Source organism: Beggiatoa alba B18LD (assembly GCF_000245015.1).
Taxonomy (GTDB): domain Bacteria; phylum Pseudomonadota; class Gammaproteobacteria; order Beggiatoales; family Beggiatoaceae; genus Beggiatoa; species Beggiatoa alba.
Genome location: NZ_JH600070.1, coordinates 808245 through 822326 on the forward strand (window position 1 = coordinate 808245; position 14082 = coordinate 822326).

The window sequence follows — 14082 nt, forward strand, 5'->3', positions numbered from 1 at the left end:
TTCTCCACGCCTAAAAATCAGGTCCAATTACCAAATGAATTTTAATAGAACTGTCTTCTTGAGCAACAGGCGTTGCAACATCAAAGCGAACTAAGCCAACGGGTGAATACCAGCGAATCCCCGCGCCTGCCCCTTGACGCAATTTTAAGCCATTGTAATTATTAAACGCATTACCCGCATCATAGAAAACTGCAACACTCCAATCTTGCAAAAATTTATATTCATACTCTGCACTTGCAATCACTAAATGTTTTCCCGCAATGGTCGAATTTTCTTGCAAAATCGTTTCATAAGCATAACCGCGTACCGTTCTATCGCCCCCTGTTAAAAACTGTAACGATTTAGGAAGGACATTGCCCGTAATGCCAGAATCCAATAGTTCTACCGTTTTTGCTTGGGTATAGGCTACATCCCCACGTAATAAAACCCGTCCTTTACTCAATAAGGGGCGAATAAACATGCCATGTACATGCGCTTGTGCAAACGATAAATTAGAGCCAAATCCATCAATTGCCCCAGAAAGTTTTAAACTCACTTGTTGCCCGCGTGTGGTGTAGCGACGGTTATCAGCCTCTGTATATGTCCACTGTATCGAGGGCATCAATACTTTAAAATTCGCATTTAATACTTCCAACTCATCAGTAGTAATATCTCCAGTTTCAATGAGATAATCGATTAAATAGGCTTCTTCTGGTGCGGTTAATAAACTTAATAAATTATATTTTTCCGTAAAATAGGTTAAGCCAATCACTTCATCAACAGGCAATATCCAATCACGGCTTTCTTGTTTCATCACACCGAATGAAAACATTTCGCGCCGAGTTGAACCACGAGCCGTTGCCGAATCGCCAAACCCTAAGCCCAATGCAAGATTATTTTCATCAATATCCTCACCTTCATAACGGAAACTGAATTTTAAATCTTTGGTTTTTACTTGGCTAAATGGAATGATATAACTGACATCGCCAATATATTTCGACCGCTCTTGCGTATAAATCCCATCAACTAATAAACGATGTCCGCGTCGATTTACATAACGCCTTTCCCACTCTTCACTGAGACGTATGCCCGTATCTGTTCCATAGCCTAAGCGTGAGCGTAAACGATTGCGGGAATTCATTTCTAACCCAATTTCTATTGGAACAATGCCTTGTGTTGCGTCTCGTTTATCGCGTAACGCATCCACACGCACACTGGCAAAATAATCACTTTCCGCCAATTTCGCGCTCATCTCTAATAATTGCGCGTTTAAAAAATAATCCCCTGATTGAAATGTTAAAAACTGTTGCATAAATTCGTCGGAAAATACCGATTGTTTAAAAGCAATTTCACCAAATCGATAACGTTTTCCTGTTTCTAACCAGAGATAAATCTCAGCGGTATAAGCCTTTTCATCAACACGAATTTCTGTGCGTTGCCACTGTGCGTCAAAATAGCCACGCTCATCTGTCAGATTAAATAAAGACTTTTTAAATTTCTCATAAACTGCATGGTCTAAAACCGCATTGCGAACTAAGGGCAGTTTGCGGAGTAAATCTTGATAAGCCTCATCTTTTTCACCATCGCCCAGCACTTTAATATCTACTTTATCAATTAACAACGGCGCGCCCAACGTAATGACATAGCGAGCTTGCCAAACCGTTTCCCCTTGGGCAGGCTCGGTTAATTCAGCATCCACCGTGACGCGATAATAGCCAAATGGTTGCAAAGACTTCTGAATTTCCTCAGATGCAGATTTATGTAAACGGCGAATACGATTAGGATTTAAATTCGGATGTTCTTTCTGCTGTTCTATACTCAAAAATGCCTTAATGTTATTCAATAACGTATCGCTAACCCCTGTTATATTCACAACGACTTTATGACTAGGGGGACGCGGGGGCGGGGTGTCTGTGTCTGCATCACTAAAACGGCTAAAGCAACAGCCTGTAACAAATAGCAAAAGAAAAAAGACACGAGACGAAAAAAAAGAAGAGGTCATGGACACACTCTATTATCCTGTTTTTATGAGATGTTTTAATGAAAGAAGTGGTAAAATTATACGCTCTTCTTATAACTCGACTTTTGAAGGTGATTGATATGGATTTAACCGCACTTTCACACTATGAACAAGCTATTCTTGTTTTATCCTCGCTTGTTCTTTATACCGCATTTGCCCTGCTGGGACAAACCCGTATTTTAAACTTAATCAACATCTTCGCATGGCAAGGTGCACTATTATCTGCAACCGCGATGATGGTGGCGATAGTATCAGGACAACATCATTTATATATTTCTGCCGTTCTAACCTTTGCGCTTAAAGTGCTTTTTATTCCTTGGTTATTACGTTATCACACCTTAAAACTAGATTTACATTACGAAGCAGAAAAACTAGCGTATCCCTCACTTATCTTACTGGGTGGCGTTGCGCTGGTGATTTTTAGCTACTACGTCGTCCTCCCCATTGAACAATTAGCCGCTAAAGTCACCCGCAATACCATTGCCGTTAGTCTTGCAATCGTCTTACTCTCTATGCTCCTCATTATTTCCCGTCGCCAAATTGTTAGCCAAGTTGTTGGTTTTATGGCATTAGAAAACGGACTATTTTTTGCTGCACTGGTTGCTACTTATGGAATGCCAATGGTCGTCGAATTAGGAATTGCCTTTGACGTACTGATTGCGGCGATTTTATTCGGAGTCTTCTTCTTTCACATTCGCAACAGTATAGACTCGCTGGATGTTGATAGAATGAACAGACTTTCCGAAGCAGATGAAACATAAAGTTTATTGAAACAAAGCGGATTCCCCATGTCTCACACCCATCTAAAATTAGACCCGTTAACCGTTCCACTAACTGCCACAAACTTAATCGAAGCCAGTGCAGGCACGGGGAAAACCCACACCATAACCATCCTATTTTTACGGTTACTGCTAGAAAAAAAATTAGCGATTAATCAAATACTCGTCGTTACCTTTACCGAAGCCGCAACTAAAGAACTCCGTGACCGCATTCGCAAACGCATCCGCGATACCCTCAATATTTTCCAAAAAAAACAAGCGGGAGAACCAATAGAAGCGAATGAAATCACCGATAGCTTACTCATCACTTGCCAAGCCAATTTAGGCGAAGCCAGCGAACGCTTACGCCACGCCCTACGCGGATTCGACGAAGCAGCAATATTTACCATTCACGGCTTTTGTCGGCAAATTCTCCGCGATAATGCGTTTGAAAGTGGCATGTTATTCGACACAGAATTACTCACCGACCAACGCCTATTAATTCAAGAAATCGTCGAAGACTTTTGGCGACAACATTTTTATATCGCAAAACCTCTATTTATTAGCTATTTACAAGCTAAAAAGCTGAAAGAGCCAAAGGACTTACTAAAAACCATCGACAATGGGAAACACATTGGACAACCCCATTTAAAAGTCATTCCTGAATTAAATGCGGTTATAGATTTAGACAAAGCAGAAGAAAGCTATTTAAAAGCCTTTCATGTTGCAAAAAGTTGTTGGGAAAAAAATCAAGCTGAAATTCAAGATTTATTAGTCAATAATAATTCACTGAGTAATTCTCAATACAAAAGGGAGAATATTCCAACATGGTGTGAAGCACTATCAGGCTTTTTCTGCTATGACAAACTTAACTTAAATCTACCTGAAAAATTTGAGAAATTTACTCCTGATGCTTTAAAAAAAGGAACAAACAAGAACGGCACAACCCCCCAACACGAATTTTTCAACAACGCGGAAAACCTCCAACTAGCCCACCAACAACTGAGCCAACAATATAATGATTATCTACTCACGCTAAAAACCAAACTATTCACCGTTGTAGAAACCAAACTCAACAAGAAAAAACGCCTAAAAAACGTTCAATCCTTTGATGACCTCCTCACCAACCTTGCCAAAACCCTAGCAACCGACACAGGCGAAAACCTCGCTACACGCATTCGCCACCAATTTCCCGCCGCACTTATCGACGAATTTCAAGACACCGACCCCACGCAATACAGCATATTCAACCGCATATACAACGATGATACAAACAGCATTCTGTTTCTCATCGGCGACCCCAAACAAGCCATTTACGGCTTTCGTGGAGCGGACATCTTTGCCTATATCGAAGCCGCGCAACAAGTCAAAAACCGCTACACCCTACAAACCAATTGGCGGTCAACTGCGCCACTTGTCACCGCTATCAATAGCCTTTTTATCCAAAGACCCAACCCATTTATTTTTGAAAAAATAGGCTTTTCTGCCGTAGATGCCTCCCCAAAACTTGCCGATAAACCTTTACTGATTAACGAACAAGAAACCGCACCGCTACACATCTGGTTTACCTACCCAAAACCCGCAGACAATGCAGAAAATACAGACATCGAAACGCCTTCCCAAAAACCAGAAAGCAAAAAAAAGAGCGGTTCTAAAAAAGACAATGACAGCCCAAAGGTATTAACGAAAGAATGGGCAAATAACTACATACCCAACGCAGTCGGCGCAGAAATTATCGACTTACTCAACCAATCCCTTGCAGGAAAAGCCCGCATTGGCGACCGTCCCATAGAAGCCAGCGATATCGCTATACTTGTGCGCACTAACGGACAAGCCCAAGAAATACAAAAAAAATTCAGCCAGCTAGGACTACAAAGCGTCCTTTATAGTCAAGAAAGCGTTTTTAAATCCCCCGAAGCCCTGCAAATTGAACGCCTTTTACTCGCTATTGCTGAACCTACCCGCGAAACCTTGATAAAAGCCGCCTTAACAACGGATTTACTCGGCTTCACAGGCGATGCACTTTACATCCTGCTCAACGATGAACGCCAATGGCAAAAACGCTTAAAAACCCTATTTTCTTACCATTTAGCATGGCAAACACAAGGCTTTATCCAAATGTTTCGCCATTTCTTAGTGATGGAAAAAGTGCCCGAACGCTTATTAAGCCATGCCGACGGTGAACGCCGTTTAACCAACGTTTTACACCTTGCCGAAATTCTGCAAAAAGCGGTTATGCAAGAAAAGCTAGGATTAACAGGACTCTGTAACTGGCTCACTAAACAACGCGAATTAGCCGAAGAGGAAAAGAGTAACGAAGAACAACAATTACGCCTAGAAAGTGATGAGCAGTTGATTAAAATCATCACTATTCATAAAAGTAAAGGGCTTGAATATCCTATTATTTTCTGCCCTTATATTTGGGATGGAAAAATATTTAACAAAAAATCCTCACAAATTCTATTCCATGCCCCAAATGACCTAAGCCAACGCATTTTAGATTTAGGTTCAACCGAACAAGAAAATAATCGCCTCTATGCAACCCGCGAAGAAATGGCGGAAAACCTACGTTTATTTTATGTTGCTGTTACCCGTGCTGCCTATCGCTGCTATTTAATCTGGGGCGCGATTAATGACGCAGACACCTCACCATTAGCACATTTACTCTATGACGACATCACACAACAAATAAAAATATCAGATAAATCAGATAAATCGGAAAATAATAGCTGGCTCAAAGAACCTTTTGATTTAAACCTACGCCAACCCCTAGAACAACTGGCTAAACAAGCACCGCAAGCAATACAACTTAATGAACTTAAAACAGAAACGGTCAACCCTTTTCAACGCACGATTACCGATAAAAAGGAATTAACTGCACGTTATTTTACAGGTAACTGTCATGATGATTGGCGCGTGTCCAGCTATTCAGGACTATTAAAAAGTAAAGGTGACACCGAACGCCCCGACTATGACGACGCTATCAGCGACAAAAACATAGACATCAGAGTTAATCAACGCGACGCTAACAATGTTTTTACCTTCCCGCGTGGCGCGAAAGCAGGGCGATTTTTACACCACTTATTAGAAAACATCGATTTTACAGACATTAATCCAGAAGAAATCAATAGATTATTAGTGCTATATGGTTTTGATGCGGGGAAATATACGGAATTCGTTCAATACTGGTTATTAGACATATTACACACGCCTTTAGAAGTGCAACAACCTGACTTAATTCTGGCAAATATTCAGCGGGAACAACGCCTAAACGAACTCGAATTTTACTACCCCGTTAAACAATTCACTATCGAAGGATTGCGCAGACTATTTGAGGAACAAGGGCAAACTTTCCCTGCAATTTTTCGGGATTCTGTAGAAAATTTAACATTTGCGCCACAACAGGGATTTATGAAAGGCTCGATTGATATGATTTTCCAAACATCAGGGAAATTCTATTTAATTGACTATAAATCTAATTTGTTAGGTACAAAAACAGATGCCTACCATCACAGCAAATTAGCACAAGCGATGGAAAGCGAAGCCTATTATTTACAATACATTATTTACCTCGTTGCCTTACATCGATATTTACAAAACCGCCTGCCTAATTACAACTATGAACAACATATTGGGGGCGTGTACTATCTTTTTCTCCGTGGCATGAACCCAAGCACAGGCGCAAATTATGGGATTTTCCGCGATAAACCCAGCGCGGATTTTATCAATCAGCTTTCTGCTTATTTAGCCTGAGTTCGGCGAATTTCTTTTAAAAAAGACAAGCATTTGTCTGAATCAGGATTGGCAGGATTTAAACCCCTTAAACCAAGAAATTAATGCGAATCACGCTTTTTAATCCTGCTATAGCAAACGCACTATAAAACGATGCGGAAGACTGCCAATCCTAAATTTAAATAATTTTATGATACGTTTACTATATCTTTCCAAGCATGAGGAAACATCAACATGACCGACAAATCCCTAGGCACATTCATCAACCCCTTCACCGATTTTGGCTTTAAAAAAAATCTTCGGCAGTGAAGAAAGTAAACCCCTACTCATCAGCTTTCTCAATGATTTATTACCGATAAAACACAAAATTGTCAGCTTAGAATTTAAAAATATCGAAAAGCTCGGCATGTTAGAAGAAGACCGACGTGCCATCTTTGATATTTATTGTCGGGATGAAAAAAATCAGGAATTCATTGTTGAATTACAACGTGCAAAACAAGAACACTTTCAAGACCGCGCCACTTACTACGCCAGTTTCTTAATTCAAGACCAAGCCAAAAAAGGCAAATGGGACTTTGAATTAACCCCGATTTATTTCATTGGGATTTTAGACTTCTCCTTAGCCAGCTTTCCCGATGAGCGTTACTTACATTTCGGACAAATTACCGATATTTACAGCAAAGAAGTGATGTTTAAGAAATTGAACTTCATTTACATAGAAATGGCGAAATTCAAAAAGCAAGAATCCGAATTAGCGAACCATTTAGAATGGTGGTTATATTTCCTGCGTGAATTAGTAACGTTTGACGATATGCCGAGAGAATTTCAAGGCGATATTATCGAAGACGCTTTTGCGTTAGCGAAATTAGCGAATATGAGTTATGAAGACCGCCATGCGTATGAATTGAGTTTGAAATACTACCGCGATTTCATCAATGTGCTTGATACCGCTAAACAGGAAGGAATTGAGATAGGTCTGGAAAAAGGCATTGAGATTGGGATTGAACAAGGGGTCAAAAAAGGGATCGAGCAAGGGATTGAACAAGGTGTCAAAAAAGGGATTGAACAAGGTGTTAAACAAGGGATTGAACAAGAAAGAATGAAAATTGCACAAGAAAGAATAAAAGTCGCAATCGCACTGAAGCAAAGCAATGCTCCTCTTGAGCTTATTATGGTTGCGACGGGCTTAACACGCGAAGAAATTGAGCGATTAGAGTAAACGAACTATAAAACGGTACGAAGGACTGCCAGTCCTAAATTTAAATTACTTTATGGTACGTTTACGATAATTCTGTGAATTCTGATTCAGACAAAAAAAGACCTGCTAGGTTTTAAAAAACCTAGCAGGTCTCTGTTTTTATAAAACTCGCCGAACTCAGGTTATACAATTTAACTTTTTGTTTAAATTGTAAAACTTAAATTATCCCACGACTACATTCACCAATTTCTGCGGAATATAAACCACTTTTTTCGCTTCTTTTCCTTCCATAAAGCGGATGACATTTGCGTCGTTTAAGACTAAGTTTTCAACGGTTTTCTGGTCAGCATTGGCGGAAATGGTCAGTTTACTCCGCAGTTTGCCGTTGACTTGTACGACTATCTCAACTTCTGTGCGAACTAACGCGCTTTCGTCAGTCTTTACCCATGGCACATTAACTAGTAAATCATGATGTCCTAAGCCTTCCCAGAGTTTTTGGGTGATGAAGGGGACTATTGGCGAGAGCATGATAACGACGGATTCTAAACCTTCTTGAATAATCGCACGGGTTTGTGAGGTGTCCGTAGCGCGGCTTAAGTGGTTTAATAATTCCATGCAGGCAGCAATGGCGGTGTTGAAGGTGTAACGTCGTCCAATGTCGTCGCTGACTTTAGCAATAGTTTCATGAACGTGACGGCGTAGTGTACGCTCTGCTTCGCTTAATTGAGCGGTATCTAGGGTGGGAATGGGTTGTTTTTCGACGTGGTCGCTGACTTGTTTCCAGAGACGTTTTAGGAAGCGGTGCGAGCCTTCTACGCCTGCGTCTGACCATTCGAGGGATTGTTCTGGCGGGGAGGCAAACATGATGAATAAGCGCACCGTATCCGCGCCGTAGCGTTCTATCATGGCTTGGGGGTCAACGCCGTTATTTTTGGATTTGGACATTTTTTCGGTGTTGCCAATAATCACGGGTAGCCCATCGGTTTTTAAAACCGCGCTTAAGGGGCGGGCTTTGTCGTCGAGTTGTAGGTCAACATCGGCGGGGTTTATCCAGTGTTTTTTGCCGTCTTCGCCTTCGCGGTAGAAGGTTTCGGCAATGACCATGCCTTGTGTGAGCAGACGGCTAAAGGGTTCGGCATTTTTGACCAGTCCTAAATCACGCATGAGGCGTTGAAAGAATCGAGAGTAAAGCAAGTGCAGAATGGCATGTTCGATACCGCCGATGTATTGGTCAACGGGTAGCCAGTAGTTAGCGCGTTGGTCTAACATGCTGGTTTTGCAGTCAGAAGAGGCGTAGCGGGCGTAATACCATGAGGATTCCATGAAGGTGTCGAAGGTATCTGTTTCGCGTTGAGCATCTGCGCCACAGGTGGGACATTTGACTTGGTAAAAGTTAGGGTCTTTTTTCAGGGGTGAGCCTGCGCCTGTCACTTCTACATTTTCAGGGAGTAATACGGGTAAGTCGGTTTCTGGTACGGGGACTGTGCCGCAGTGGGGGCATTCTATCATGGGAATGGGACAGCCCCAGTAGCGTTGGCGGGATACGCCCCAGTCGCGCAGGCGGTAGTTGACGCGCCGTTGTCCGAGTTGGCGGGCTTCTAGCCATTCAGCAATTTTAATAAAGGCTTGTTCGGAGCTTAAGCCTGTAAACTCGCCTGAGTTGGTGAGGATTCCTTTTTCTGTCATTGCCATGTTGTCAGGCATAGGACTGCCATCAGTGGCTTGAATGACTTGTGTAATCGGTAGCTTGTATTTTTGGGCAAATTCGTAGTCGCGTTGGTCGTGTGCAGGGACGGACATAACCGCGCCAGTGCCGTAGCCCATAAGAACAAAGTTGGCAACCCAGACGGGAATTGTTTGCCCTGTGATGGGGTGGGTTGCGCGTAAGCCTGTATCCATGCCTAATTTTTCCATGGTTTCTAAGGCGGCTTCGGCAGTTTGGGTTTGGGCGCAGTCGTGGAGAAAGGCTTTTAAAGTTGGGTTGTTTTCGGCGGCTTTTTGCGCAAGCGGATGTTCTGCGGCGATGGCGACGTAGGTCGCTCCGAGTAGGGTATCGGGGCGGGTGGTGTAAACAGTGAGGGTGTCTTGTGCAACGCTAAAGTGAATTTCTACGCCTTCGGAGCGTCCTATCCAGTTGCGTTGCATGATGCGCACGGCTTCGGGCCATTTTTCGGCGAGTTCGTCTAAGCCGTCGAGTAGTTCTTGGGCGTAGTCGGTGATTTTTAAAAACCATTGTTGGATTTCGCGCCGTTCAACCAGCGCGCCAGACCGCCAACCGCGTCCGTCGATAACCTGTTCATTGGCTAATACGGTGTTATCTACGGGGTCCCAATTAACGGGAGACGTTTTTTTGTAAACCAGTCCTTTTTTATACAATTGAGTAAAGAACCATTGTTCCCAGCGATAATATTCGGGGTTGCACGTGGCAATTTCTCTGTCCCAATCGTAGGCAAAGCCTAGACTTTGCAATTGTTTTTTCATGTAGGCGATATTTTCGCGTGTCCATTTGGCGGGGGGGACTTTGTTTTGTATCGCGGCATTTTCAGCGGGTAAGCCGAATGCGTCCCAGCCCATGGGTTGTAACACATTTTTGCCTAACATGCGTTGGTAGCGGCTGATAACGTCACCAATGGTGTAATTGCGCACATGCCCCATGTGTAGCCGTCCGCTGGGGTAGGGGAACATTGAGAGGCAGTAGAATTTTTCTTGATTGGGTTTTTCAATCGTTTTAAAAACTTGTTCGGTTTCCCAACGGGCTTTTACTTCGGCTTCAATGTTGTCTGGGCTGTATTGTGGGTGCATGGTTAATTTCACGATTCCGTAAGCTAAAACAAAGAAATGGGGTAGGATAACTGATGCGTGAATGAGTGAAAAGGGGAAGGTTATTGATTGTTTGTTGTCTCGCGCTATTTTTGTAGTGGGGGCGTTGGGGGCGTAAAGTAGTTATCTGATTCGTGAATAAAAATAAATGCCTTGTTTTCATTAATCTGAGTTGTATGATGTGATGATTAGCGAATTTACTTTTAAAAACTGGTTGTGTAATCGTGGTTAAGGATTTGAAAAAATGAGTTTTTCTGTAGATTTAACTGCCGTAGAATGGTTATGGTTAGGACATATTCTGTTTGGGCTTATTTTAGTCCGTGCTTGTTGGCAAGCGGCGTGGTGGCATTTGTGGGATAACAAGGATATCCATGTTTTTTTTGGAACTTGTTTAATTGTCTGGATGCTTTGGTTAATGCGGGCTGGAATTACATCGGGTATGGAGTTTCATATCTTATTAGTCACAACCGTTACGTTAATGTTTGGTTGGCAATTTGCCGTTATTTGTACCAGCATTGCACAGATAGGCGTGACCTTAATGGGACAAGCGGAATGGGGGAGTTTTTCGCTGAATGTCCTTTGTAATGGTGTGATTCCTGCTTTAGTCACTTATGCCGTGTATTGGGTCGCTTACTATTTATTTCCTAAACATTTTTTTATCTACATTTATATCTGTGCTTTTGCTGGTGGCGCGTTATCGATGTTATTGAGTCGCCTAGCAGGCTTAAGTATTTTATTACTCAGCCAAACTTATACGATGGCTGAATTAGGTGAACAACCTTTATTTATCATTGTTATGTTATTTCCTGAAGCCTTTATTAATGGGGCGTTAGTGACGTTATTAGTCGTTTTTCGTCCACAATGGATAGGCAGTTTTAATGACGATGTTTATTTACGCGGTAAATAGTTAAGAAAACCGAATTTTTACCCTGTTTTAGGTTAATAGCAAATACGCTTCAAAAGGATAAATCATGTATCGATTGCTATGGGTTATATGCTTGACGGTAGGCATTTGGACAAATGGTTATGCCGTTGTTGAGGACTGGTTAAAAAATGGTCAACAAGCCTATCAAACAGGTCAGTTTGAAGAGGCTGTACAACAATGGGAGTTAGCCTTATCTGCTTTATTACGTGATAAAGACGATTCTTTAACCGCTATCGATACCGCGTTACAATTAAACTATGCTTATCAAGCACTAGGACTTTATCAGTCTGCGCAAGCAACATTACAAAAAGTATTTGATTTAGCAAGACAACGTAATGATGCTGAACGTTATGCCCTTGTTTTAAATCAATTAGGAATGTTATTACTCGCAAATCATGAAACATCACAAGCAAGCGAGTTAGTGAATGAAAGCCTTAAATTAGCAAGACCTTTAAACAATCCCGCACTCCTTGCTCAATTATTAAACAATGCAGGCAATGTATTAGCCCTACAGCAAGAATATGCGCGAGCTTTAGAAACCTATCAAGAAAGTGCCGTTTTTGCAGAACGGAGTGGTGATAATCTATTGCTTATCAATATATTAAATAATCAAATTCAACTGTATATTGAACAAAAAAACAAAAATGATGCCAAAGTTCTTTTTGAAAAAGCTATCCAGATTAACAATAAACTCCCCAATAATTACGATAAAGCATTCAATTTCATTACACTAGGGCAACTTGCACAATCCAATGGTGATTTATTACCCGCTTATCAACATTACACAGAAGCCTTAAGCCTTGCGCAAAAATTAAATAATAATCGTATCGCAGCCTATGCACAGGGCTATCTCGGCGAACTCTACGCCAAAGAAGCCCGCTATTCCGAAGCTGAACAATTATTTAATCGCGCCATTTTTCTCGCCCAAAAACAAAGCGCGCCCGATTTACTCTATTATTGGCAATGGCAAAAAGCCCGTTTATTCAGGGAACAAGGGCAAACGGAAGAAGCGATTGTGATTTATCAACAAGCGATTGAAACCGTTCAGCCTATTCGTGCCGTATTAAATAATGGATACCGTACCCCCAGCGAGGCAGCCCGCCAAAGTGTTCGACAAATCTATTTTGAACTCGCCGATTTACTGCTGAAAAAAGCGGAAAGTACAACCGATACTAACGCACACAAAAACTATTTAACCCATGCCCGCGACACTGTGGAACGTTTAAAAGCAGCTGAATTACAAGATTATTTTCAAGACGACTGCGTCATTAACGCACAACAAACTGATATTACTAGCAATAAACCGCTCATTTCTCACACCGCGATTTTATACCCCATTATTTTACCTGAACGTCTTGTCCTGCTTATCACACTACCTAACGACTTAAAACAAACCGTTGTTAATATTAATGAAATACGTTTAACCCAAGAAGTAAACGATTTTCGAAACAATTTAGTTTCGCGGACTAATCGCCGTTTTTTTATTCAAGCGCAACAACTTTATGATTGGCTGATTCGTCCACTAGAAGCAGATTTACAAGCAAACTCGATTGATACCATTGTCGTTGTCCCTGATGGCATTTTACGCACCATCCCGCTTGCGCCACTATTTGATGGCAAACAATTCTTAATTGAACGTTACGCCCTTGCGACAACTCCAGGGATTAACCTCACAGACCCCAAACAAATTAATTGGCAAAGTCCCAACGTATTATTAAACGGCTTATCCAAAGGCGTACAAGACTTTTCTCCCCTGCCCAATGTTCCCGAAGAAATTAGTAAGTTAAGACAAACACTCAGCACTGACCAAGTGTTACAAGATGATTCTTTCTTGCTGGGTTCACTCAGCGATAAACTAAAAACAACCCCTTATTCTGTCATACACATAGCCTCACATGGTCAATTTGATGCTGACCCTCAAAAAACCTTCTTACTCACCTTCGACGGAAAATTGACAATAGACCGTTTAGAACAACTCATGCGTTTAAGTCAATGGCGCAAAGAACCCGTTGAATTATTGACATTAAGTGCTTGTCAAACGGCTGTTGGTGATGACCGTGCTGCTTTAGGGTTAGCAGGGATTGCGATTAAAGCGGGGGCAAGAAGCGCGTTAGCCAGTTTATGGTTTGTGGACGACCGCGCAACGGCGGATTTAATGGTGACGTTCTACCAACAATTACAACAAGGGCATCTCTCTCGTGCAAAAGCCTTACAATACGCCCAAGTTCAGCTTTTAAAGCAAGTTGCTTCACAACATCCTGCTTACTGGGCAGCATTTTTATTAATTGGTAGTTGGTTATAACTTAAGTTGAATTTTGCGAGTTTTATAAAATAAAACAGAGACCTGCTAGGTTTTGAAAACCTAGCAGGTCTTTTTTTGTCTGAATCAGAATTCACAGAATTAGCAGAATTAAAAACATAATTTTTTATTCTTTTAATTTTCTTGTCTTTTTAATTCTGAAAATTCTGATTCAGACAAGCTATTGTTTTTTTAACAGAAACTCGCGAACTCAGGTTAATTAAATGGCTCGCTTCTTTTTAAATATTTCAAATGGGTTCTATAGCAAACGTATTATAAAACGACATGGAGGACTGCCAGTCCTAGATTTAAATCACTTTATGGTACGGTTACTATACTTCTTTGGCACTA

Annotated in this window: 6 protein-coding genes and 1 pseudogene; 5 read left to right on the forward strand and 2 right to left on the reverse strand. The window is 41.5% G+C overall.

From position 1 onward, the window contains the following. Window positions 1-10 precede the first annotated feature (10 nt). A complete protein-coding gene (locus BEGALDRAFT_RS03285) occupies window positions 11-1981 on the reverse strand; it encodes an autotransporter assembly complex protein TamA (protein WP_002683611.1) in 1971 nt (656 codons plus the stop codon). 98 nt (window positions 1982-2079) lie between these two features. Between BEGALDRAFT_RS03285 and BEGALDRAFT_RS03290 the strand changes: the two genes are divergently transcribed. The 3 genes and pseudogenes from BEGALDRAFT_RS03290 to BEGALDRAFT_RS03300 all read left to right on the forward strand — a co-directional run bounded on the left by BEGALDRAFT_RS03290 (window position 2080) and on the right by BEGALDRAFT_RS03300 (window position 7708). Beyond that, a complete protein-coding gene (locus BEGALDRAFT_RS03290; protein WP_040294859.1) occupies window positions 2080-2760 on the forward strand; it encodes a formate hydrogenlyase in 681 nt (226 codons plus the stop codon). A 27-nt stretch (window positions 2761-2787) separates the two neighbouring features. Continuing rightward, the gene (gene recB / locus BEGALDRAFT_RS03295) at window positions 2788-6510 is read left to right on the forward strand and encodes an exodeoxyribonuclease V subunit beta (protein WP_002683614.1); all 3723 of its coding nucleotides are present in this window, start codon (window positions 2788-2790) and stop codon (window positions 6508-6510) included. Between the two features lie 213 nt (window positions 6511-6723). Next, window positions 6724-7708, forward strand: a pseudogene (locus tag BEGALDRAFT_RS03300) (Rpn family recombination-promoting nuclease/putative transposase). Between the two features lie 201 nt (window positions 7709-7909). Here the strand turns inward: BEGALDRAFT_RS03300 and leuS are convergent. Further along, window positions 7910-10489, reverse strand: a complete 2580-nt coding sequence (gene leuS, locus BEGALDRAFT_RS03305; protein ID WP_002683616.1) for a leucine--tRNA ligase — start codon at window positions 10487-10489, stop codon at window positions 7910-7912. Between the two features lie 262 nt (window positions 10490-10751). Here leuS and BEGALDRAFT_RS03310 point away from each other — a divergent pair, with 262 nt between their 5' ends. Together BEGALDRAFT_RS03310 and BEGALDRAFT_RS03315 are read left to right on the forward strand one after the other, a co-directional pair. Continuing rightward, on the forward strand, window positions 10752-11414 hold the full coding sequence (locus tag BEGALDRAFT_RS03310) for an energy-coupling factor ABC transporter permease (RefSeq protein ID WP_002683617.1): 663 nt from the start codon (window positions 10752-10754) through the stop codon (window positions 11412-11414). Between the two features lie 64 nt (window positions 11415-11478). Then, window positions 11479-13734 (forward strand): CHAT domain-containing protein, encoded by a 2256-nt coding sequence (locus BEGALDRAFT_RS03315; RefSeq protein ID WP_002683620.1) that lies wholly within the window; start codon window positions 11479-11481, stop codon window positions 13732-13734. The last annotated feature ends 348 nt before the right edge of the window (window positions 13735-14082 follow it).